Source organism: Acinetobacter sp. NBRC 100985, from assembly GCF_000241225.1.
GTDB lineage: Bacteria > Pseudomonadota > Gammaproteobacteria > Pseudomonadales > Moraxellaceae > Acinetobacter > Acinetobacter venetianus.
Genome location: NZ_BAEB01000052.1, coordinates 23779 through 45699, shown reverse-complemented (window position 1 = coordinate 45699; position 21921 = coordinate 23779). Strand labels below are relative to the sequence as shown.

The 21921-nt window shown below is 40.5% G+C and carries 23 protein-coding genes and 1 tRNA gene; 21 read left to right on the top strand and 3 right to left on the bottom strand.

The window, feature by feature from the left end; all coding sequences use genetic code 11:
- Nucleotides 1-55: 55 nt before the first annotated feature.
- Nucleotides 56-129: transfer RNA gene (locus tag ACT4_RS15590), tRNA-Trp, on the top strand.
- A 67-nt stretch (nucleotides 130-196) separates the two neighbouring features.
- Here ACT4_RS15590 and ACT4_RS15585 read toward each other — a convergent pair.
- A complete protein-coding gene (locus ACT4_RS15585; protein ID WP_007483779.1) occupies nucleotides 197-1090 on the bottom strand; it encodes an AraC family transcriptional regulator in 894 nt (297 codons plus the stop codon).
- 499 nt (nucleotides 1091-1589) lie between these two features.
- On the opposite strand from ACT4_RS15585, the gene ACT4_RS15580 reads away from it, so the two are divergent.
- The 6 genes from ACT4_RS15580 (at nucleotide 1590) to ACT4_RS15555 (ending at nucleotide 6780) form a co-directional block, all read left to right on the top strand.
- Nucleotides 1590-2576 carry an alpha/beta hydrolase gene (locus ACT4_RS15580; protein WP_252316397.1) on the top strand — a complete coding sequence of 329 codons (987 nt, stop codon included), beginning with the start codon at nucleotides 1590-1592 and terminating at the stop codon, nucleotides 2574-2576.
- 251 nt (nucleotides 2577-2827) lie between these two features.
- On the top strand, nucleotides 2828-3322 hold the full coding sequence (locus ACT4_RS15575) for a cupin domain-containing protein (protein ID WP_007483777.1): 495 nt from the start codon (nucleotides 2828-2830) through the stop codon (nucleotides 3320-3322).
- A 107-nt stretch (nucleotides 3323-3429) separates the two neighbouring features.
- Nucleotides 3430-4050 carry a carboxymuconolactone decarboxylase family protein gene (locus ACT4_RS15570; protein ID WP_034605372.1) on the top strand — a complete coding sequence of 207 codons (621 nt, stop codon included), beginning with the start codon at nucleotides 3430-3432 and terminating at the stop codon, nucleotides 4048-4050.
- Nucleotides 4051-4147: 97 nt separating this feature from the next.
- A complete protein-coding gene (locus ACT4_RS15565) occupies nucleotides 4148-5164 on the top strand; it encodes a zinc-dependent alcohol dehydrogenase family protein (RefSeq protein ID WP_007483774.1) in 1017 nt (338 codons plus the stop codon).
- A gap of 84 nt (nucleotides 5165-5248) precedes the next feature.
- Nucleotides 5249-5599: a cyclophilin-like fold protein gene (locus ACT4_RS15560; RefSeq protein ID WP_007483772.1), complete on the top strand. Its 351-nt coding sequence runs from the start codon at nucleotides 5249-5251 to the stop codon at nucleotides 5597-5599.
- On the top strand, nucleotides 5599-6780 hold the full coding sequence (locus ACT4_RS15555; RefSeq protein ID WP_007483770.1) for an MFS transporter: 1182 nt from the start codon (nucleotides 5599-5601) through the stop codon (nucleotides 6778-6780). The genes ACT4_RS15560 and ACT4_RS15555 overlap by 1 nt, the downstream gene beginning before the upstream one ends.
- An 83-nt stretch (nucleotides 6781-6863) precedes the next feature.
- Here the strand turns inward: ACT4_RS15555 and ACT4_RS15550 are convergent, their stop codons facing one another.
- Nucleotides 6864-7676, bottom strand: coding sequence for an IclR family transcriptional regulator (locus ACT4_RS15550; protein ID WP_007483766.1), 813 nt, complete (start codon nucleotides 7674-7676; stop codon nucleotides 6864-6866).
- A 275-nt stretch (nucleotides 7677-7951) separates the two neighbouring features.
- Between ACT4_RS15550 and ACT4_RS15545 the strand changes: the two genes are divergently transcribed.
- From ACT4_RS15545 to ACT4_RS15480, 14 genes are all read left to right on the top strand, one after another.
- Nucleotides 7952-8257, top strand: a complete 306-nt coding sequence (locus ACT4_RS15545; protein ID WP_004880559.1) for a non-heme iron oxygenase ferredoxin subunit — start codon at nucleotides 7952-7954, stop codon at nucleotides 8255-8257.
- A gap of 25 nt (nucleotides 8258-8282) precedes the next feature.
- On the top strand, nucleotides 8283-8582 hold the full coding sequence (locus tag ACT4_RS15540) for a recombinase-like helix-turn-helix domain-containing protein (RefSeq protein WP_004880556.1): 300 nt from the start codon (nucleotides 8283-8285) through the stop codon (nucleotides 8580-8582).
- Between the two features lie 17 nt (nucleotides 8583-8599).
- Nucleotides 8600-9667 (top strand): aromatic ring-hydroxylating dioxygenase subunit alpha, encoded by a 1068-nt coding sequence (locus tag ACT4_RS15535; RefSeq protein ID WP_007483764.1) that lies wholly within the window; start codon nucleotides 8600-8602, stop codon nucleotides 9665-9667.
- The gene (locus ACT4_RS15530) at nucleotides 9660-10424 is read left to right on the top strand and encodes an SDR family oxidoreductase (protein WP_007483763.1); all 765 of its coding nucleotides are present in this window, start codon (nucleotides 9660-9662) and stop codon (nucleotides 10422-10424) included. The genes ACT4_RS15535 and ACT4_RS15530 overlap by 8 nt, the downstream gene beginning before the upstream one ends.
- 12 nt (nucleotides 10425-10436) lie before the next feature.
- Entirely contained in the window at nucleotides 10437-11369 is a 933-nt protein-coding gene (locus tag ACT4_RS15525) for a VOC family protein (protein WP_007483760.1), read from the top strand.
- A 26-nt stretch (nucleotides 11370-11395) separates the two neighbouring features.
- On the top strand, nucleotides 11396-12607 hold the full coding sequence (locus ACT4_RS15520; protein ID WP_007483758.1) for an NAD(P)/FAD-dependent oxidoreductase: 1212 nt from the start codon (nucleotides 11396-11398) through the stop codon (nucleotides 12605-12607).
- A 40-nt stretch (nucleotides 12608-12647) separates the two neighbouring features.
- The gene (locus ACT4_RS15515) at nucleotides 12648-13871 is read left to right on the top strand and encodes an MFS transporter (protein WP_007483756.1); all 1224 of its coding nucleotides are present in this window, start codon (nucleotides 12648-12650) and stop codon (nucleotides 13869-13871) included.
- A 33-nt stretch (nucleotides 13872-13904) separates the two neighbouring features.
- Nucleotides 13905-14426, top strand: coding sequence for a cupin domain-containing protein (locus tag ACT4_RS15510; RefSeq protein WP_004880546.1), 522 nt, complete (start codon nucleotides 13905-13907; stop codon nucleotides 14424-14426).
- 29 nt (nucleotides 14427-14455) lie between these two features.
- Nucleotides 14456-15271, top strand: a complete 816-nt coding sequence (locus tag ACT4_RS15505) for an alpha/beta fold hydrolase (protein ID WP_007483755.1) — start codon at nucleotides 14456-14458, stop codon at nucleotides 15269-15271.
- A 22-nt stretch (nucleotides 15272-15293) separates the two neighbouring features.
- A complete protein-coding gene (locus ACT4_RS15500) occupies nucleotides 15294-16088 on the top strand; it encodes an SDR family oxidoreductase (protein WP_034605369.1) in 795 nt (264 codons plus the stop codon).
- A 9-nt stretch (nucleotides 16089-16097) separates the two neighbouring features.
- Entirely contained in the window at nucleotides 16098-16889 is a 792-nt protein-coding gene (locus ACT4_RS15495) for an aspartate dehydrogenase (protein WP_007483753.1), read from the top strand.
- A gap of 11 nt (nucleotides 16890-16900) precedes the next feature.
- Nucleotides 16901-18367 carry an aldehyde dehydrogenase gene (locus ACT4_RS15490; RefSeq protein WP_007483752.1) on the top strand — a complete coding sequence of 489 codons (1467 nt, stop codon included), beginning with the start codon at nucleotides 16901-16903 and terminating at the stop codon, nucleotides 18365-18367.
- 39 nt (nucleotides 18368-18406) lie between these two features.
- Complete coding sequence (locus ACT4_RS15485; protein WP_007483751.1) at nucleotides 18407-20047, top strand: thiamine pyrophosphate-binding protein; 1641 nt, start codon at nucleotides 18407-18409, stop codon at nucleotides 20045-20047.
- Between the two features lie 158 nt (nucleotides 20048-20205).
- Nucleotides 20206-21399: a hypothetical protein gene (locus tag ACT4_RS15480; RefSeq protein ID WP_007483749.1), complete on the top strand. Its 1194-nt coding sequence runs from the start codon at nucleotides 20206-20208 to the stop codon at nucleotides 21397-21399.
- Between the two features lie 48 nt (nucleotides 21400-21447).
- Here ACT4_RS15480 and ACT4_RS15475 read toward each other — a convergent pair whose 3' ends face one another.
- The gene (locus tag ACT4_RS15475; protein WP_007483747.1) at nucleotides 21448-21915 is read right to left on the bottom strand and encodes a helix-turn-helix domain-containing protein; all 468 of its coding nucleotides are present in this window, start codon (nucleotides 21913-21915) and stop codon (nucleotides 21448-21450) included.
- Nucleotides 21916-21921: the final 6 nt, after the last annotated feature.

The window sequence follows — 21921 nt, the reverse complement described above, 5'->3', positions numbered from 1 at the left end:
GTAAATATTTTTACTTTTTATGATTAAGTCAGAAATGATTTAATCACGCGGTTATAGAGGATTGGTGTAATGGTAGCATGACGGTCTCCAAAACCGTTCGTCAAGGTTCGAGTCCTTGATCCTCTGCCAAATAAATGAAGAAGCCCTTGTGATCACAAGGGCTTTTTTATTGCCAATTTTTTATAAAACTTCCTAATTAAAAACTTTTTAAGTCTTCAGAGGGCGGAGTTCCAAAGAAACGTTTATATTCTCTTGAGAATTGAGAAAGGCTTTCGTATCCAACCTGCATACTTGCTGTTGAAATATCACTATTTGTTGTTATTAACAACCGACGTGCTTCGGTAAGTCGTATACGTTTTTGATACTGCAAAGGACTCATTGAAGTGATGTCCTTGAAATGCTGATGAAAACTTGAAGCACTCATTCCCATTTTGGTTGCAAGTTCTTCCACCTGAAATGGTTTTGCAAAATTATTTTTTAACCAATCAATTGCCTTAACAATTCGATGTCCTGCTGTACCTGTTGCCGCAATACGTTTTAGACGACTGCCTTGTGGGCTCATCATTAAGCGATATAGGATTTCTTTTAAAATCAGTGGTGCTAGGATAGGGATATCATCTGGGGATGCTAATAAATCGAGCAAACGAGCAAATGCATCATTAATATCTGCTGTAACTTCGCCAATAGCAACACCTTTTCTTTCATGATCATTCGCTTGAAAAGTAATATGTGCTTCTAACATGAGTTGAGCTAATAAATAAGGATCTAATTTTAAAATAACCCCCAAATAGGGCTGATCTGGAGTTGCTTCAATGATTTGGCTAATAATCGGTAAATCAATTGCAGTAAATAAAAAATGATGAGCATCATAAGTATAGGTTTCATCACCTAAGATCACCTGCTTTTTTCCTTGAGCGATCATACACAGACTCGCATCCAGAATATAACTGGTCGGCTGTGTAGGGGCATCCCAGCGGTGCAATGTTAAACCAGCAATAGGTGTCTCAAACTTATTCTTTCCCTGAGTCCACTGGTCAACGAGTTTGCTCAACCGTAATTCACGATCTTGAGTTATCGCTATAGTACTCATATCACATCTCATTTGCTCATCATGACTTTATTGTAAGGTCTTCTCTTTTTAAAGAAAGACTCAATTCTAAAAATTCGTAGAATTAGGCAAATATAGTGTAGGAATGAGGCATCCCTTTTCTTGTTTGTTTTTTATACTTGTTCTCAGAAGCTAATTCGCAGTTTTTGAGAGTTATTCCAAGTTTCTTTGGATTCTTAAATTCATTTTTAAAAAGATTAATTTTTACAGTTTCTTATCATCATTGGTTGAATGCTAAAAAACTTAAGGGCTAGCCATTGAATAGCATCTTTAGGCTGTAACTACTCAAAAATTAGATCAATTTTTTATTGATAAATCAGTTTTATCAAGTGAATGACACTGATTTTTTGGAGAAATGTTCATGATTAGGTCTTTCAAACCTTCGAGTTTAGGTACTCAATTTAAATTGGATATGACAAGTATTCGTCATTCTTTGAAGAAATCTTTGGGTCTAACTTCTTTAATTATTGGAGCGTTAACTATGAATCAAGCAACTCTCGCAGATCAGCCATTAAAACTCAGTAATACATGGGATAAGACATTTGTCCAAAGTAATAAAGTTGATCATAAAAAAGTAACGTTTAAAAATCGTTATGGCATTACTTTGGCAGCTGATCTTTACCTACCTAAAAACACAAATGGAAAGCTTGCAGCAATTGTTGTGAGCGGGCCATTTGGTGCTGTTAAAGAACAAGCATCTGGCCTTTATGCACAGACGATGGCAGAAAGAGGCTTTGTAACGCTCGCATTTGACCCATCTTATACAGGTGAAAGTGGTGGTGAGCCGAGAAATGTAGCATCACCAGACATCAACACAGAGGATTTTAGTGCCGCTGTAGATTTTATTGGGCTTTTGCCGAATGTTGATCAAAATCGTATTGGTGTGATTGGGATCTGTGGTTGGGGCGGCATGGCATTAAGTGCCACTGCGATCGATAAGCGGATTAAAGCTGTTGTGACCAGCACAATGTACGATATGACGCGTGTGATGTCTAAGGGCTACAATGATAGCGTAACGCTTGAAGAGCGCACAAAAACGCTTGAACAATTGGGTCAGCAACGTTGGCAAGATGCCAAGAATGGAACACCTGCTTATGGTCCAGTATCACTGGAATTAAAAGGTGGTGAACCACAGTTTGTTGTGGAATATGCTGATTATTATAAAACCCCGCGTGGTTTCCATCCTCGTGCAATCAATTCGAATGCTTCTTGGTCATTAACGACACCATTATCATTCATGAATATGCCGATTCTAACTTATATCAAAGAAATTTCACCACGACCTGTTTTATTCATCCATGGTGAAAAAGCACATTCACGTTATTTTAGTGAAACGGCTTATGAGGCAGCTTTGGAGCCAAAAGAACTTTTAATTATACCGAATGCGAATCACACCGATCTTTATGATCGTGTGGATATTATTCCATTCGATAAAATGACAGATTTCTTCCAGAAAAATCTTAAGTAATCTTAGATAAAAGCTTGAAAACTAAAAAAGTCTACAGCACTTTTGATTTTAGTTTTCAAGCTTGAGATTGATTCGATTCTTGTGAGTTAAGTTATTGATATAAGTTTGAAACTATAAAAAATTATAGAAATAGGCAAACATCTTACAGGAATAGATCAGCACATTTTGTGTTTGTTTTTTATACTTATTCATATTGGTTGGTTTGAAGTCTTTGATCGCTATTTAACGGCTTCTTTTTCTGAGAAAGAGATATGTTCCCTAAATCATTCGCTTTAGTTACAACACTTTTATTACTCACGACAGGAGTTCAAGCAATGGAAAATCAATTACCAGCATCTCAAACGATTAAAAAATCGAGTGAGCAGCCTGTTATAGAAGGTTCTGATAAAAACTTTACAGGTTCGGTGGCAATCAAGCCACTTACAAGTGTGACAGAAGGAATAAATGCGCCGAGTGCGTATGTGAGTTTCAACGCTAACTCTCGTTCTTTTTGGCATACCCATCCGAAAGGACAATACCTTGTTGTGACTGAAGGTGAAGGCATTGTGCAAGAGTGGGGCAAGCCCGCAGAAAAAATTGCTGTAGGTGATGTGATCTATTGTCCTCCTGGAATTAAACACTGGCATGGTGCAAGTGGACATTCTGCGATGACTCATTTAGCCCTTACTGGGACTGATGAAAATGGTCACAACGTAGATTGGCTTGAGCCTGTAACAGATGAACAGTTTAAAGAGGCGAATCATTGAATATAAAAGGTATTTTTATATTGATTGGCTTGGTTGGGCTATTGGGTAATCAATATTCAGTAGCCGCTACTGAGCAACGGATACGATCTGAGAATGAGGTGAAGTCTGTGGAAAACACTTTATCAAATCAACAACAAGCGATTATTCCTATTGCTGCTTTTGCCGCTACTGGTGATCTTGAAAGTTTAAACCGCGCGCTTAATCAGGGATTAGACGATGGTTTAACCATAAATGAGATCAAAGCAGTTTTAGTCCAAACCTATGCTTATGCTGGCTTTCCTCGTAGTTTGAATGCACTGGCCGAATTTATGCGAGTCATTGAACAAAGAAAATCTCAAGGTATTGATGATCAAGAGGGTAAGGACAGCCAGCCTTTAGCTCAGGATTATAATGCGCGTGTTCAAGGAGAGCAGAACCAAACTCAGCTTGTGGGTCAGCCTGTAACTGGCTCTTTATTTGAATTTTCACCAGAAATTGATGAATATCTTAAAACGCATTTGTTCGGTGATATTTTTTCTAGAGACGTATTAAGTTGGCAAGATCGTGAAATTGCGACAGTCAGTATGCTTGCTGCAATGACTGGAACTGAAAGTCAGCTGAAGTCACATGTGAATATGAGTTTGAATATTCAAGTGAGCGTCCAACAATTGAATCAAATCCAGCAGATTCTCGCTGAAAAAGTTTCATTAGATGCTAGTCAAAAGCTGCAAAAAATTCTAAATCCTTAATTCTCATATTCTTTCTTTAATTTTCAAGCGTGAATCACCACGCTTAGGGCTTTCTTTGTCTAAAAATTACTAAGTGAAGCCCAAAGTCGGAGTTTTTATGAAAGCTACAATGCTCTATGGGCCAAATGATGTCCGTTTCGAAGAATGTCCTGAACCAAAGATTATGAAAGCAACAGATGCCATCATTGAAGTCGTTGCTGCATGTGTTTGTGGTTCAGATTTATGGCCATATCGAGGGATTCAAAAAATTACTGAACCGATGCCGATGGGACATGAATATTGTGGCATCGTCAAAGAAATTGGCGCAGATGTGAAAAATATTCAGATCGGTCAATTTGTGATTGGATCTTTCTTTGCTTCTGACAATACTTGTTTTGTTTGTGAGCATGGTTATCAATCAGCATGTGAACAAACTGAGTTTGTTGGCGGTGCTCAAGCGCCTTTATTACGAGTTCCTTTAGCCGATGGTACGTTGGTTGCAACTCCCACAATGCCAGAAGCTGAGATGATTCCTGATCTTTTAGCCGCTTCTGATGTTTTGGGTACTGGCTGGTATGCCGCAGTAGCTGCAAATGTTCAACCGAACAGTACGGTCGTTGTTGTTGGCGATGGGGCAGTTGGTTTACTTGGAATCCTCTCTGCTAAGCAAATGGGTGCAACTAAGATTATTGCGATGAGTCGCCATGAGGCTCGCCAAAAATTAGCTATTGAGTTTGGTGCGACTGATATTGTCACTGAAAGAGGTGATGAGGGTGTTAAGCGCATTTTGGAATTAACGGATGGCCATGGTGCGGACTCTGTTCTTGAATGTGTAGGCACACAAGAATCTATGATGCAAGCCATTCATGCTGCTCGACAAGGTGGTTATGTAGGATATGTTGGTGTGCCGCATGGTGTTGATTTAAATGGAGAAGAACTGTTCTTTGAGCATGTTCATTTACATGGTGGACCTGCGCCAGTTCGACAATTTCTACCTGAACTCATTGATCTGATTTGGAATAAAAAAATCCAGCCTGGCAAAGTATTTGATCTAACCTTACCTTTAGAACGGGTTGCCGAGGCTTATCAAGCAATGGATGAGCGTCGAGCAATTAAAGTGTTATTACAGCCTTAAGTTATTGATTTGCATATGGTGTCAATGCCATATGCATTTACTTTGCAATGTGTCCTGAGAACGTAATCAAAAGAAGGAATAGACATGGAAATTCAACTGATTTTTGAAGAAACAACCTTATCTGCACGTTTAGATGATACTGTCGCTGCAAGAAGTTTTTATGATTCCTTACCTTTAGAGTTAACACTCACTGATTATGCTTCTACAGAAAAAATTAGTGATTTAGTAAAAGCCTTGCCTGTTCAAAGCGAGCCTAAGGGTTATCAGCCGAAAGCTGGAGATATTACTTATTATGCACCTTGGGGAAATTTAGCCATATTTTATAAAAATTTTGGTTATGCCAGTGGACTTGTTCGTTTAGGTGAAATCTCTGACGATATTCAGCTGTTAAGAAAATCAGGATTATTGAATGTACGGATTGAGGCAACTCAGTAATGCAAGCAGGTGAAGGTCATTCAAATACCTATGGTTTCGTTGTAGCAAGTATTTCATTTGTAATGATCTTTGTCACAGCGGGTTCTCCGATTCCATTGTTTAATATTTATCAGTCTGAATATGGCATCAGCAATGCTGATCTCGGTCTTGTATCCGTTGCTTATTTTATCGCAGCAGCGGTTGCACTATTGGTCTTAGGCCGTATTTCAGATTTTATTGGACGAAAAAAGGTTGCGATTATTGCTTTAATGGCTGCAATGCTGTCATGTGGATTATTGTTCCTTATACATGGATTTTGGTCATTATTCGCTGCGAGGCTGTTACAAGGTTTGGCATGTGGATTAAGTGCTGGAGCCTTAACAGCATTTATTGTTGATACGTCATCAGAAAAGTTACGTTGGCTTGCTGCTGTGATTACGAGTAGTGCGCCGATGATTGGTATTCCAATTGGGGCAATTAGCTGTGGTTTTCTCATTCTAACGGGTAAGCAGAATTGGTTTTTAATCTATGCTTTGGTTGGAATTGTTCTTGCTGCTTTAATCCTATTGATATCATTGAGTCGTGAAACGGTTTTATCTCGAAAAGGTGTAATTCATTCTCTCATTCCACGTTTATATCTGCCCAAAGCGGCAAACCAATATGTCTTGATTGCAAGTATGGTTTTTTTAGCGACATGGTCTTTAGGTGGTTTTTATCAAGCTTATGGCCCAGCGTTGGCACATCATTATTTGGGTGCAGACAATCCGATCTTGGCTGCTTTGGTATTCGCAGCAATCATGATCCTGACTCCGTTGGGTAGTCCTTTAAGTCGTTTTCTCGTGGCTAAGAATGCGGTCAAAACAGGAATGTTTATTTATATCCTGTCTTTAATAACCATTTTAATAAGTCTAAAGTTCGGCTTTATGGTTGCATTTATCATAGCAAGTTTATGCGTTGGGCTAGCGCAAGGGCTTGCAGTGACAGGTGCGATGGGCGTTTTAATTCAAATAACAGACCAGCAAAATCGAGCTGGTTTGCTTTCGACTATTTATCTGATTGCGTACTGTAGTGCAGCTATCCCAGCCTTAATCTCTAGTCGTTTTGCTTATAGTATGGAATTACTTCAGATTGGTTATGGATATGGCGTATTGGGAGGAGTGGCTGCTTTGATCGCTATTGTGGCAAGTCGTAAAAAGGATTAAATAGCAATTACTACAAGTTATAAAAAAGCATTAGGTAAAATTTATCGACCTAATGCTTTATTTTTTATGTACTTATTGGGTGGTTAATAAATGAACTTAGAAATTTTTTCCGCCGTTTGAATCACGGTTTCAGCGATTTCATTTTTAAAATAATGCTCATCATACGTGCCTAGAGGACAGCTTACAGATAAAACAGCGGCCATTTTTCCTGTGGATTGTTTAAAAATAGGTGCTGCACATGCGGCCATATCGTGATTGTAATGTCCCCAACTGACCATTGAACGTTGTGTTTTTACAAAGCTTAGGCGTTGAAGTAGCTCTTTCAGGTTCTTCGGGGTCAGTTCAGAAAAGGTTTCCCATTGATTAAAACCTTTATAGCGATCACGAATTTCAGTGTCATTTAGATCAGCAAGCATCATTTGTCCTATCACCGTGGCATGAGCAGGCCAGCGTGTGCCTAAACCGATGTTGCTGGTAAATGTTCCATTGGACTGAACATTATTGATAAAAACAATATGAGTACCTTCTAAGATCGAAAGATGCACTGCAAGTTGTGTCTGATCACGTAGGTCTTTCATCAACGGCGTCGCTAAATCTAGCAGAGATTGCTTCGCTAAACTGTTAAATCCTAGTTCCATGACCTTTGAATCAAGCGCATAAGTTTTTTGCGAAGCTTTTCTTAAAAAACCACAAGATTCTAAGGTGTAAATGAGACGAAACGCACTAGAACGGTTCACATCTAATATTTCAGCTATTTCTGAAATCGTCATTTCTTTGGCTTCTTTATTGAAAGCTTGCAGAATTGCTAATCCACGTACAAGCCCTGGAACAAGATAGCGGTCATCGTTTTTTGTTTCTTCATTTTCTTGCAAATCTTCATCGATGATCATGTTCATTTGGTTGAAATTCCTACAACTAAAAGTGATGAAATTAAATGGTGCATATTGCTTTATTTTGGATCTATTTAATAGATCAAAATACACAATTAAAGATTTATATGCAAAACACATTTTTCTATTAGAAACGTAACAAAATATAATTTTTTAAATAAGCATATGAATTTTATAATGTTAATAATATTGACATAAAAACTGGATTAATATTATTCTTTTCATATGTTTTGGAAATAAACAAAAGTTTTGCATATAAAACATATTCGAGGACTATAGGAATGAGTTGGATCTCAGTTTGTCAGCAAGACGAAGTAACCGAAGACGAGCCAAAAGCCATTGAAGTTGACGGTAAAAAAATTGGCGTTTTTTTCATCGAAGAAAACTACTTTGCCATTGAAAATGTATGCCCACATGCCTTCGCCTTATTAACAGAAGGCTTTATTGAAGATCAAACCGTTGAATGCCCATTACATGAAGCGATTTTCGATATTCAAACGGGTGAGCTAAAGAGTGGACCAGGATGCCGTGATCTATGCACATATCCTGTACGAGTTGAAGGAACAGATATCCAAATTCAACTATAGGTCTTAACTAGAAGGAAGGAATCGCGTGAAAACATTTAATGAGAAGCTAGCCAACTGGATTCATGCAGTGCCAGCAACGGAAGCAGGGATTAATAATATCCAAGTTCCGGGCCAGCCAGAATTATTGATTTGGCAAACTCGCTATAAAGAACCAACAGTTTATGAGCAAGATTTTGTTCAGCATTTGATTAAAGCCTTTGCAGCAGGTGTTACCGAGCTTGCAGACTTAGTTCAGACTTTAAATCAACAAGGTTTCCGTTGTGAGTCTGGTGAGCTTTGGACTTCTGAAAGCTTTTCAGAAGAAATGCAACGTTTGGGTTATTGATTCAAGGAAGAATGATTATGAACGCAGCAGTATCAGCTACACCAAGTGTTGAAGAATATTTGGATTTGGGTTTACGTGATCAATGGCATCCAGTTCTTGCGAGCTGGGAAGTTGCAGCAAATCCAGTCGGTATCACTCGTTTGGGTGAGAATATTGTGGTTTGGCGTGATGACCAAGGTCAAGTCCATGCTTTAGAAGATCGTTGTCCACATCGTGGAGCACGTCTTTCTTTGGGGTGGAATCTTGGAAATCGCGTAGCTTGTTGGTATCACGGTGTTGAAGTTCGCCATGATGGTGTGGTCGAAGATGTACCAGCTGTACATGAATGTCCAATGAAAGGCACTCAATGTATTAAGAGCTATCCAGTGACCGAAGCACATGGTGCGATTTTCCTTTGGTTCGGTATTGATCCTAATGAAGCACCAAAAGCCCTCGATTTTCCTGAACAACTCGCGAGTGAAGATTGGAGCGCATTCCTTTGCCAAGCTGATTGGAAAGTGAATCATCAATATGCAATTGATAATGTCATGGACCCTATGCACGGTAGCTATTTGCACTGTACCTCTCACTCAATGGCTGAAGGTGATCGCACCGCAGAAATGAAACATCGTTCAACTGAACATGGTTTTGTTTTTGAGAAAGAAGGTCAAATTGGTGTGAACTTTGACTGGGTTGAATACGCCAATACAGGTGCAAGCTGGTTACGCCTTTCTATTCCTTATCGTAAAGATTTTGGGCCGGGCGGCGAGTTCTGGATTGTTGGATATGCAACACCAATTGATGCAGACAATACACGCGTATTCTTCTGGCGTTGCCGTAAAGTGAGTGGTTGGCAACGTAACGTCTGGCGCTTTCTTTACCGTAATCACTTAGAAAAATTGCATTGGGATGTATTAGAGCAAGATCGAATTATCTTGGAAAATCTTGCGCCAAATGCACGTCAACAAGAGTTTCTCTACCAACATGATGTGGGCTTATCACGCTTACGTCGTTTAATGAAAAAAGAAGCAGAAAAGCAATTAAAGAAAATTGCAGCTTTGAATACTTCAAATCGTATTGAAATGCAGGAAGAAGCGCATGGCTAATGTTGCATTGTTACAAGGCAAAAAAGTCCTTGTCACAGGCGCGGCAAGAGGCTTGGGACGAGACTTTGCGCAAGCAATTGCAGAAGCAGGTGCTCAGGTCGTCATGGCGGATATTTTGGATGATCTTGTTCAAAAAGAAGCGGCTGAATTGCAGCAACAAGGTTTAAAGGTCGATGCTGTACAAATCGATTTGGCTGATGCAGTTTCAATTCAGCAGGCTGTCGAGCAGGCTGCTGAATCCCTAGGCGGAATAGATGGTTTAGTGAATTGCGCTGCGCTTGCAACCAATGTCGGCGGTAAAAGTTTGATGGATTACGATGCTGATCTCTGGGATCGAGTCATGAACATCAATGTGAAAGGGACATGGTTGGTGACTAAAGCATGTGTGCCATATCTGAAACAGGCTGATGCTGGAAAAGTGATTAATGTCGCTTCTGATACGGCTTTGTGGGGCGCACCGAATCTCATGGCTTATGTAGCCAGCAAAGGCGCATTGGTTGCAATGACACGCTCGATGGCGAGAGAGCTTGGACAATTCAACATTTGCATCAATACGCTTTCACCCGGTTTAACACTGGTAGAAGCGACAGAATATGTACCGCAAGAACGTCATGATTTATATGTGAATGGTCGTGCGATTCAGCGTCAGCAACTACCACAGGATTTAAACGGCACAGCACTGTATTTACTGTCGGATTTGTCTTCATTTGTGACAGGTCAAAATATTCCAGTAAATGGTGGTTTTGTCTTTAATTAAGGAGTTTGTCTCATGATTACAGGGATTGAGATTTTAAAATTTGGTGTTGAGGACAGAGCTGCTTCGAATAAATTTTTGGCAGATTTTGGTCTAAAGAATACGACATCTGACATTGAAGGTACTGATCTTTATCAAACACAAAATGGCAGTAAGATTTATCTATTTGACTGTGATGATGCCCGTTTACCACAAGCGATTGAATCAGGTTCAACCTTACGTGAAGTGACTTGGGGGTTGGACAATCCAGCTCAAGATTTAGCGGATTTGGCTGATCATTTAAAAGATGTTGATGGTTATCAGTCTACAGCAGATATGGTGCAATGCATTGATCCAAATGGTATGACCATTCGATTTCAAAAAAGTTTTGTACATGAACTACCGCAATTAAAAACCGAAGGCATTAACCAGTACGGCAGCATCAATCGTGTTAATGCAGCAAGTCCTGTCTATGAAAAAGGTCAGCCAGTTGCAATTGGTCATGTGGTGTTTTTTACCCCAGATTTAGAAAAAACTGAAAAGTTCTATATTGAGAAATTAGGTTTCTTCTTATCTGATGCTTATCGTAATCGTGGTGCTTTCTTACGTTGTCGTGGCAAGGGTTATCACCATGATTTGTTCTTATTATCGATTCCAAACAAACCTGCTGGTTTAAATCATGTTGCCTTTGTGGTTCGTGATATTCATGAAGTGATTGGCGGTGGTTTGAATATGAATCGTTCTGAGTGGTCAACGTTTATCGGACCGGGGCGTCATCCTATTTCTTCAGCATACTTTTGGTATGTAAATTCACCGTTGGGTGGTGCTTTTGAATACTACACCAATGATGATTATTTGACTGAAGAATGGCAGCCGCGTGTAGAGGAACATCGTTTAGAACTATTTACTGAATGGGCAATTGAAGGCGGTTTGGATGACCATACACGTCGTCAAGTGAAACCTGCATAAAGCGTGACGAAGCAGGGAGAAATGCTATGGAAAGAATCGTAATCGTAGGGGCTGGACAGGCAGCTGGTTGGGCAGTCAGTACCTTACGTCAAAATGGATTTTTGGGCGAAATTCATGTGGTTTCTAATGAAGATCGTGTGTTTTACGAGCGTCCACCGCTTTCTAAACAAGTACTGTCTAAAGAAGCCAGTTATGAAAGTTTACATCTGTTTTCTCCAGAGCAGGTGCAGGAGTTCAATATTCAATGGCATAAGCCTGCTTTAGCAACTCAAGTGGATCGTCAACACAAACAAGTCGTCTTGAATGATGGTCAAGTTTTGCCTTATGACAAGCTATTGATTGCAACAGGAAGTCGCGCTCGTGTACCCGTAAATACGTGGCAGTTCATTCCTAATGTCGTCACGCTGCGTAATGTACAAGATTGCGAACGTCTTGCTGAAATTTTGCAGCATGCTCAGAAATTGGCGGTAGTCGGTGGTGGTTGGATTGGTTTGGAAATTGCTGCAACTGCACGCAAGCAAGGTAAAGAAGTTCATATCTTTGAATATGGTGATCGACTTTGTGCGCGTAGCGTGAGTCCTGATGTGTCAGCATTTTTAAAAGATATGCATGAGCAACAAGGCACACAGATTCATTTAAATAGTAAAAACCTACATTTGATTGAAGCGGGTCAGCAAAAAGTTGAAGTTGTAAATCATCCAAATGCAAGTGAGCTATTTGATTGTGTGGTGGTCGGTGCTGGTGCTGATATTGCCAAAGAGCTTGGTGTAAATGCAGGCTTAGAAGTGAAAGACGGTATCGTCGTAAATTGTTTTGGACAGACATCTGATCAAGATATTTATGCCGCTGGTGATGTCGCCATTCATCCGAGTTTAGGTTATTGCATTCAGTCATGGGCAAATGCACAAAACCAAGCGATTGCAGCAGCAAAATCGATGCTGGGCATGGAAACAGAATATGCTGACATTCCTTGGCTTTGGTCGGATCAATATCACTTCAATATTCAGATATTAGGAACTTACCAACCTGAAAGAACAGAACAGATTGTGGTGCGCAAAAGTGCGGCAGATCAATGTAGTTACCTCTATCTTGATGATCAAAGTCGTTTGATCAACATGATTGCAATCAATGATTCGAAACTGGTCAAACTGGCAAAACGTTGGATGCAATCCAACACCATTTTAGACCCAAAACTATTAGCAGACCCTGAATTTAATGTCATGAAATTAAAACCGTAAACATTGATTCCGGTTCATTACGCAATCGAAGGAATGAAGTATGAGTAATGAAGAGAAAAGTGGATTTAAGCATTGGGTTCCTGCTTTTGTCCTGATGGTGTGTGTTGTTCTCGCGTTTTTCGACAAGATTAGTATTGCTGTGTTATTTGCTGATCCGCATTTCCAAGGCGCGATGGGGATTGCTGAAGATAAAGCAAAACTTGGATGGTTAATGACGAGCTTCTTATTGGCTTACGGTTTTTCATCTGTCTTTCTGAGTTTTTTGGGCGATATTTTCAATCCAAAGAAAATGTTGTTTTGGAGTGTGGCATCGTGGGGTGTACTCATGTTCTGCATGGGGTTTACCACACACTACGAAGGCATGTTAGTGCTTCGAGTTCTGCTCGGTTTAGCTGAAGGTCCATTATTTGCCTTGGCATATACCATCGTGAAGCAAACCTATACTGATCGTCAGCAAGCACGAGCTTCCACCATGTTCTTGTTAGGAACGCCAATCGGTGCATTCTTGGGTTTCCCAATTACTGCGGCAGTTTTAGCAAAACATGATTGGCATACCACATTCTTTGTGATGGCTGGTTTAACGGTAATTGCATTAATTGCCATCGTATTTGGTCTACGCAATTTACAGCTCAAGAAAACCATTGAACTTGATTCGACCAGTAAACGTATCAACTTCAAAGGCCATATTCAAAACACCAAGATTTTATTGCAGAACAGTTCTTTTTGGTTGGTGTGTATCTTCAACATTGCATTGATGACTTACCTCTGGGGATTAAACAGTTGGGTTCCTTCTTATTTAATCCAAGACAAAGGCTTCAACCTTAAAGAGTTCGGTATTTATTCAAGTTTCCCATTCATCGCCATGTTGATTGGTGAAGTGATCGGTGCATTCCTTTCAGACAAGTTAGGTCGCCGAGCAGTGCAAGTTTTCGGTGGTTTATTGGTTGCGGGCATCTTTATGTACGTGATGGTGTTAATGACTGAACCACATTTAGTGATCGCAGCAATGTCTTTAAGTGCAATGGCTTGGGGCTTCGGTGTCGCAGCAGTATTTGCCTTACTTGCCCGTGTGACAACAGCTGATGTCGGTGCAACAGCAGGAGGAATTTTCAATGGATTGGGTAATTTTGCCAGTGCGATTGCGCCAGTTCTAATCGGCTACATCGTGATGCAAACCAACAGTTTTAATTTAGGAATTACCTTCTTAGCAGCAGTCGCCGTTATTGGGTCGTTCTTCTTGGTTCCTTTATTGAAACGTTATTAATCAAACTATTCATCAAAAACCTAGGAGTTAAAAATGTCTACTCAACAATTTGAATCATGGACACAGCCAGAAGGCACGAATTTAGAAGATTGGTTAAATACACGTATCGCTCGTTTTGAGACACGTAAATATGATTTTGATGCGCTGAAGTTCCAAGCTGACTATGACCCTAAATATCGTCGTGCACAAATGCGTTATATGGGTACAGGCGCAACGGGTGTGGTGAATGATGGCAACACCGTTCCAGCTGAAAACTTCACTTTTTCAACCATGGTTTTGCCTGCGCAATGTGAAGGACCACTGCACATTCATCACGATGTGGAAGAAGTGTTTTTCATGTTACGTGGCGAGATTGATCTGTTCATTGAGCATAACGGTGAAAAATTCCAGACCAAATTGAAAGAGCGTGATCTGATTTCAATTCCACCAGGTATTTACCGTGGTTTGTTTAATCCTGGTCAAGAAGATGCCTTGATGTGTGTGATGTTAGGGGCTGGAAAACCAACCATTCCGAACTATCCACCTGAGCATCCATTGTCTCAAATTAAACGTTAATCAACGCGATTAACTGTAAAAGGAATGAAATGATGACTTTGATTGACACATTAGCCAAATACCCAGTGCAAACCATTGAGATCAATGGCCAACTGCAAGCCTATCGTGAAGCAGGGCAAGGCCAAACACTGATTCTGTTGCATGGTATCAGCTCAGGTTCTGCATCTTGGGTCAATCAGCTCGATGTGCTCAGTCATCATTTTCATGTCATTGCTTGGGATGCGCCGGGTTATGGCTTATCTGAGAACTTAGATACTGAGCAGCCAATTGCAACTGATTATGCTCAGCGTGTGCTGGCGATCATGGATGCATTAGCAATTCCTAAAGCCATTATCGTCGGTCATTCATTAGGCGCATTACAGGCAAGTGCCTTTGCCCATCTTTATCCTGAACGAGTTGAAACTTTAATCATTGCTAACGCTGCACAAGGTTATCAACGATTAGATGAAGCAACCAAAGCACAAGTTTATCAAAAACGCCCAAATATGTTGAAAAGCTTGGGTAATGCTGGGATGGCGGCGAGTCGTGGACCACATTTAATTTATAAACAAGACCCACAAGCACTGGCATTGGTCAGTGAGGTGATGGGGCAACTCACTTTAAACGGTTTTACGCGAGCATCGTATTTGTTGGCGTATGACGAGATTAGAAATTATTTAACAGATATCAAAGTTGCATGTGTGGTGATTGCGGGTGACAAGGATGAAATAACACCTGCTCAAGCCATCATGGAACTGGCGATGGAAATGCAATTGAGCCGATGTCATCTCATTACAGATGCAGGTCATCTGAGTTATGTCGATCAACCTGATCAGTTTAACGACATTGTTTTATCGGCAAATTAAGATTTAAACGAGAGATATGGATATGAGCTTCCAAGTTGAAGGAAAAGTAGCAGTTGTAACAGGTGGCTCGTCAGGCATTGGTTTGGCTGCTGTAGAAATTTTAGTTGCAGAAGGCGCAAAGGTGGCATGGTGTGGTCGAGATGAAGCGCGGTTAGCATCATCGAAGCTTTATATTTTAGAAAAATATCCACATGCCAATATTTACACCAGCATCTGCAACGTTTTGGACAAAGAAGATGTAAAACGATTTGCGCATGATGTGAAGCAAAATTTGGGCAATGTCGACATGTTGATTAATAACGCAGGTCAAGGTCGTGTGTCGAATTTTGAAAATACTCAAGACGAAGATTGGATGAAAGAAATCGAACTTAAATATTTCAGTGTATTGCATCCAGTTCGTGCATTTTTAAATGATTTAAAAGATTCAGCATGTGGCTCAATCACTAATGTCAATTCATTGTTGGCATTACAGCCTGAGCCTCACATGATCGCAACGTCATCTGCACGTGCGGCGTTATTAAATTTAACACATTCACTGGCACATGAATTTACTCAATATGGTATCCGTGTGAATTCAATCCTACTCGGTATGGTCGAGTCGGCACAGTGGAAACGCCGTTTTGAAACACGTTCAGACCCAAATCTTTCATGGGAACAATGGACAGGTAATATTGCAAGAAATCGTGGTATTCCGATGCATCGTTTAGGCAAGCCAGAAGAACCAGCTCGTGCCTTGGTCTTTCTCGCATCGCCTTTAGCATCCTATACCACAGGTTCAACCCTAGATGTTTCTGGCGGATTCAATAAGCATTTATAAGGTGTGCACATGAAACAGTTGATGATGATTGGTTTTGGCGCAATGGCAGCAGAAGTGTATGCCCATATGCCGCAAGACTTACAACTTAAATGGATTGTAGTGCCAGCACGGAGTGTTGAAAAAGTTCAGGCACAAGTTGCTCCCGAAGTGCAAGTGATTAGTTCAATTGATGAATGTCAGGGCACACCTGATTACGTTATTGAAGTTGCTGGTCAAGCTGCGGTTAAAGAGCATGCACAAAAGGTATTGGAAAAGGGCTGGACTATTGGATTGATCTCGGTTGGAACTTTGGCTGATAACGAGTTTTTGATTCAGTTAAAAAATACCGCTGAGCAACATGATGCCCATTTACATCTTCTAGCAGGCGCCATTGCGGGTATTGATGGTATTTCAGCCGCCAAAGAAGGTGGCTTGGAAAAGGTGACTTATAAGGGGTGTAAAAGTCCAAACAGTTGGCGAGGAAGCTATGCAGAGCAGTTGGTTGATCTTGATCAGGTGAGTGAAGCAACGGTGTTCTTTCGTGGAACAGCAAGAGAGGCAGCACTTAAATTTCCAGCTAATGCCAATGTTGCGGCAACGATTGCTTTAGCTGGTTTGGGAATGGATCAAACCTTGGTCGAGCTAACTGTCGATCCAACGATTAATAAGAACAAACACACCATCGTGGCAGAAGGTTTGTTCGGCGAAATGACGATTGAACTGGTGGGTGTACCTTTGGCAAGTAACCCGAAAACCTCGACATTGGCTGCATTGAGTGTAATTCGGGCATGTCGAAATAGTGTTCAAGCAATTCAGATTTAAAGGATTTGATCATGGTAAAGGAAATTTATATCGCTGGTGAATGGCGATTAGGTCGAGGCGACACGATTCAAAGTCTGTTTCCAGCAGATCAATCTGTGAATGCTGAGATTTCAACGGCGAGTTTGGATGATGTCAATGAAGCGGTAGAAAAAGCGGATCTTGCTTGGCGACAGTCTTCATGGCGCAACAGTATGCCTCACGAGCGCGCACGAATTTTATATAAAGTAGCTGACATTATTGAAGCGCGTGTTGATGAACTTTCAAAGCTACAAACCCGAGACAACGGTAAACCACTGGCTGAGACGCGTGCCTTAACCTTGAGTGCGGCTGCAACAGCACGTTATGTCGCAGCGGCGTGTGAAACCTTAAATGATGAGTTAACCACACAACGTGCGCCAGATTTTATGACCATGAGTGTGCATGAACCTGTTGGGGTTGTAGCAGCAATTACACCATGGAATTCACCGATAGCCAGTGAAGTGCAAAAGTTAGCTCCTGCATTGGCTGGCGGTAATGCTGTAGTGCTTAAACCAGCAGAAGTGACTTCACTGATTGCTTTAGAACTTGCCAAAATTTTTGAAGAAGCAGGTTTACCTAAAGGTTTATTGAGTGTGTTGGTTGGTCGTGGCTCAGTTATTGGTGATGCAATCGTAAAGCATCCATTGGTACGCAAAATTTCATTTACGGGTGGAACGAGTACGGGGCGTCATTTAGCACATATCGCAGCAGATAAGCTGATCACCACATCTTTAGAACTCGGTGGAAAATCGCCAACAATCGTGATGCAAGATGCAGATATTGAGCTTGCAGCAAAAGGTGTGGCTTATGGCATTTTTAGTTCAGCAGGACAGGCATGTATTGCTGGGTCTCGTTTATTTGTTCATCACAGCATTTATGATCAATTCTTAAATCGTTTGGTTGAAATCACCAAGGGATTACGTGTTGGACATCCTGAAGCAGCAGGAATGCATTTAGGTTCGTTGATCAATCCTAAACATTTAGCTTCTGTTGATGCTTATGTTCAATTAGCCAAAAAAGAAGGCGGTCAGGTTCTTGTCGGCGGTGAGGCATTGACTGAAGGTGATTTAGCAAAAGGTAGCTTCTATTTACCGACCATTATCACAGGTCTAAATAACTCAGCTCAAACCTGTCAGGAAGAAATTTTTGGCCCTGTGTTGGTGGTCATGAAATATGACGATGAGGCAGATTTAATTGCCCAAGCCAATGACAGTTGTTTTGGCTTGGCAGCGGGGATTTGGACGGAAAACTATCGCAAAGCGTGGCAACTAGCACGTGCTTTAGAAGTGGGAACAGTTTGGATCAATACCTACAAAAAATTCTCAATCTCAGCACCATTTGGTGGTTTCAAAGAAAGTGGAATTGGACGTGAAAAAGGTCGCTTAGGCATCTTGGCGTATATGCAACAGAAAAGCATTTATATGGGATTAAGCGAACAGCCAAATCCTTGGTGCGATTAATAAATTCATGGAAAGAACAAGTTTTTGAGGAATATAGTAATGACAGAACGTGTAAATGTAGGCGAAGCAATCGCTCGTGTTTTAGAGGCGCACCAAGTTGATAGTATCTACGGCGTTATTTCAATTCACAATTTACCAATTGCTGATGCCGTTGGTCGCCGTGAAAAAATTCGCTTTGTCGCAGCGCGTGGCGAAGCTGGTGCAGTGACGATGGCAGATGGTCATTCACGTTTTAAAGGACTCGGTGTGGCGCTCACCAGTACAGGTGCGGGTGCAGGAAATGCGGTGGGTTCATTAATTGAAGCGATGAATGCAGGCAGTCCAGTTTTGCATTTAACAGGTCAAGTTGAACGTGAATATTTAGATCGCGATGCAAGTTTCATTCACGAAACTAAAGATCAGCTGACTTTCTTACGTGCATCGAGCAAAGCAGCATTTCGTATTACTAGCCCTGACAATGCGGTCGGCGTAATTCGTGAAGCGATTCGTGTCGCGACTACTGTGCCAATGGGGCCAGTTAGTGTTGAGCTACCGATTGATGTTCAAGCCGCTGAAATTGATTTACCGTTGAATTTAGGACCAGTCAAAGCACTTGAATTGCCTCAAGCTGATCAGGCCGAAGTTGATTTGATCATTGATGAAATCAAGAAAGCCAAACGTCCAATTTTTTGGATCGGCGGTGGTACGCTCAATAGTGTTGATGAAGTTAAAGCAATTGCTGATCTTGGTATTCCAGTAGTGTCTTCAACCCATGCACGCGGTGTATTGGCAGATGAGCATCCCCGTAGCTTAGGTGCATTTCATAACTCAACAGGCGTTGAGCAACTTTTAAAAGAAGCAGATTTATTGGTTGTTGTGGGTTCTCGTTTACGTAGTAATGAAACCAAAACCTATTCAGTGCAGTTCCCTGAAAATATTATTCAAATCGATGCCAATCCTGTTGCACAACAACGTAATTACAAAATTCGTAATTTCATTTGTGGTGATGCCAAAGATGTATTGCAACGTATTCTCACAGGCTTAGCCAACGTATCTAAAGTAGATACTGAATATGATGCAGCAGTTGCTAATGCGAAACAGGCAGCAATCAATGCATTACGTACACAGCTTGATCAATATGCATTGATCTGTGATCACCTCCGTGCAGCTTTGCCACAAGATGGAATTTTTGTTCGTGATATTACGATGTCAGGTAGTACATGGGGCAGTCGATTATTCCCAGTACAAGCACCAAATCAAAATATTCATTCATTGGCAGGCGCAATTGGTCTTGGTTTAGCGACTGCAATTGGTGCCTCAATTGCCAATCCTGACAAAAAAGTGATCGGTTTAGTCGGTGATGGTGGCTTGATGTTGGGGATCGGAGAGATTGCTACCATGGCTCAAGAGAATACCAATATGGTACTCATGATCATGAATGATGGTGGTTATGGGGTAATGCGAGGTATTCAAAACAATTACTTCGGTGGTCGTCAGTATTTCAATGAATTGCATACACCAGATTACAAAGTTTTAGGTGAGGCAATGGGCGTGAAGAGCTGGAAAGTTGGCAGTGCTGATGAATTCAAAACGGCAATTCAAGAGGCAATTGATTTCCAAGGGCCAACAGTGATTGAACTCGATATGAATTCGATTGGGCCACTTAATTTTGCAGGACCACCGCAGAAGAAATTGTATTAACCAGTTTGGGCATTCGGTCATTGGGCGATGAAGCCGAATGTCCATTAAATTACAGCAGGTAAAAATTTTTTGCCTAAAAAACAATAAAAACTATGTTTTATAGGTAAAACAAAAACCAAACCAATAGGATTGTTGGTAAAAAACCGAAGGAATATGAAATGAAAAAGACAGCTATGGTTGTGATGCTAGGCGCAGTTTATTTAGGTGGGATGTCTAATGTATTTGCACAGAGCTCAGCATTACAGTGGAAAAGTGAAGACGGAACAGATTCTGTTCAGTTAGGTGGGGTAGTTCGACTTAACCAGCGTTATGAAAACTGGGAAGGTGAGAATGGTGGTTTTGGGAAACTCCATTTTGATATTTTTAGGGTTGATCTAAAAGGTAAATTTGATGATGCCTATTTCAATGCCAGTTATCTTTTTCAAGATCAAGAGAAACGATCAATTGAAAAAGCCTATGTTGGATATAACCTGAATGAAAACAATAACATTGAAGCAGGTTTTGTCTACAAACCATTTGCAATTTATCCTTATCCGCAAAATGGATGGACTTACCACATTCCATTTTTCCTCGGTTATGGCAACAATATCGCGCCAGGTATAAATTGGAATTTTCACAATAAAGATTGGGATTTAAAGCTAGGCTATTATCCAGAGATGCTTTCAACCAATTTGCGATATTCACCTGAAAGCGCGACTTATGATGATTTATCTGAGAATGCATTTCCAACCCAAAGTGCTTATCAAAATGAAAAGCGTCACCAACTTAACACACGTATTGTTCGAAAATTGGAAACGGATTTTGGTAAGCAAGAGTTTGGTGTTTCAGGTGCAATTGCTCAACTACATAATAAGACCACCGATAAAAACGGCAAATATTATGCAGTTGGATTGCATACCGATAACAACTACAAACGATTTAATTTACAAAGCTCAGTGATTCATTATCAATACGATGCGAAAAACCCTGATGGGGTAAATGATGATATGACACTGATGGGTGCAAATGGTTTAACACCTGCTTATTTCATTGCATCTGAAGGAACAGTTGCCAGTCTAAACCTTGCTTATACCTTACCTGTGCAAGATATGGGTAAATTAAAAGCGATTCGTTTCTATAATGATTATAGTTACTTAGATAAAAAACGCGATGATTGGTCAGATTCACAAATGAATACAACAGGTATGATGTTTATTGCTTCACCATTTATGGTTTGGGCAGATTATACGTGGGGCAAAAATTCTAATATCATTGGCGGAGCTACTAATGCCACTGGGTTTACTTCTACGGTATCGCCGAATAGTGATAAATGGTTATATCGAATTAATTTGAATATTGGTTTTAGTTTTTAATTGAAAATAGGAGATGAAGAGGGCTATGTGCTGCTCTTCATCTCAGATTTATTTCTCAGCAGTTTGGCTGATGTTGTCGTAATAAGGCAATGTATTTTTTGCCGTTAATTCTTTATGACAATGCTCACAACTCATCAATGCTTTTGTTTTATATCCACAATCTTTGTGCATGTATTCTAACACTGGATATTTATTGTCTTCGTTATGCCAGTAATTGCCCCAAGTTGTGACTGCCATGATAATCGGGTATAAAGCCAAGCCTTTTTCAGTTAGCTTATATTCATATCGTTTAGGTGCTTCTTGATACAGCACTTTTTCAAAAATTTTATTATCTACAAGTCTATTTAAACGTTCAGTGAGTAAGTGACGAGTAATACCCAGTTGTTTCTGAAAATCGTCAAAACGGCGTGTTCTTAAAAAAGCATTACGGATAATCAAAAGTGTCCATCGATCACCAAAAATCGATAAGCTTCTAGCAATTGGACAACTCATTTCACCCAATTCATGCCATTTCATGTTTAA

Excerpts from the sequence above, each read along its gene's own strand:
- ACT4_RS15585 (WP_007483779.1), bottom strand. The coding sequence starts at position 1,090 with ATGAGTACTATAGCGATAACTCAAGATCGTGAATTACGGTTGAGCAAA.
- ACT4_RS15580 (WP_252316397.1), top strand. The coding sequence starts at position 1,590 with ATGAATCAAGCAACTCTCGCAGATCAGCCATTAAAACTCAGTAATACA.
- ACT4_RS15575 (WP_007483777.1), top strand. The coding sequence starts at position 2,828 with ATGTTCCCTAAATCATTCGCTTTAGTTACAACACTTTTATTACTCACG.
- ACT4_RS15565 (WP_007483774.1), top strand. The coding sequence starts at position 4,148 with ATGAAAGCTACAATGCTCTATGGGCCAAATGATGTCCGTTTCGAAGAA.
- ACT4_RS15560 (WP_007483772.1), top strand. The coding sequence starts at position 5,249 with ATGGAAATTCAACTGATTTTTGAAGAAACAACCTTATCTGCACGTTTA.
- ACT4_RS15555 (WP_007483770.1), top strand. The coding sequence starts at position 5,599 with ATGCAAGCAGGTGAAGGTCATTCAAATACCTATGGTTTCGTTGTAGCA.
- ACT4_RS15550 (WP_007483766.1), bottom strand. The coding sequence starts at position 7,676 with ATGAACATGATCATCGATGAAGATTTGCAAGAAAATGAAGAAACAAAA.
- ACT4_RS15545 (WP_004880559.1), top strand. The coding sequence starts at position 7,952 with ATGAGTTGGATCTCAGTTTGTCAGCAAGACGAAGTAACCGAAGACGAG.
- ACT4_RS15535 (WP_007483764.1), top strand. The coding sequence starts at position 8,600 with ATGAACGCAGCAGTATCAGCTACACCAAGTGTTGAAGAATATTTGGAT.
- ACT4_RS15530 (WP_007483763.1), top strand. The coding sequence starts at position 9,660 with ATGGCTAATGTTGCATTGTTACAAGGCAAAAAAGTCCTTGTCACAGGC.
- ACT4_RS15525 (WP_007483760.1), top strand. The coding sequence starts at position 10,437 with ATGATTACAGGGATTGAGATTTTAAAATTTGGTGTTGAGGACAGAGCT.
- ACT4_RS15520 (WP_007483758.1), top strand. The coding sequence starts at position 11,396 with ATGGAAAGAATCGTAATCGTAGGGGCTGGACAGGCAGCTGGTTGGGCA.
- ACT4_RS15515 (WP_007483756.1), top strand. The coding sequence starts at position 12,648 with ATGAGTAATGAAGAGAAAAGTGGATTTAAGCATTGGGTTCCTGCTTTT.
- ACT4_RS15510 (WP_004880546.1), top strand. The coding sequence starts at position 13,905 with ATGTCTACTCAACAATTTGAATCATGGACACAGCCAGAAGGCACGAAT.
- ACT4_RS15505 (WP_007483755.1), top strand. The coding sequence starts at position 14,456 with ATGATGACTTTGATTGACACATTAGCCAAATACCCAGTGCAAACCATT.
- ACT4_RS15500 (WP_034605369.1), top strand. The coding sequence starts at position 15,294 with ATGAGCTTCCAAGTTGAAGGAAAAGTAGCAGTTGTAACAGGTGGCTCG.
- ACT4_RS15495 (WP_007483753.1), top strand. The coding sequence starts at position 16,098 with ATGAAACAGTTGATGATGATTGGTTTTGGCGCAATGGCAGCAGAAGTG.
- ACT4_RS15490 (WP_007483752.1), top strand. The coding sequence starts at position 16,901 with ATGGTAAAGGAAATTTATATCGCTGGTGAATGGCGATTAGGTCGAGGC.
- ACT4_RS15485 (WP_007483751.1), top strand. The coding sequence starts at position 18,407 with ATGACAGAACGTGTAAATGTAGGCGAAGCAATCGCTCGTGTTTTAGAG.
- ACT4_RS15480 (WP_007483749.1), top strand. The coding sequence starts at position 20,206 with ATGAAAAAGACAGCTATGGTTGTGATGCTAGGCGCAGTTTATTTAGGT.
- ACT4_RS15475 (WP_007483747.1), bottom strand. The coding sequence starts at position 21,915 with ATGAAATGGCATGAATTGGGTGAAATGAGTTGTCCAATTGCTAGAAGC.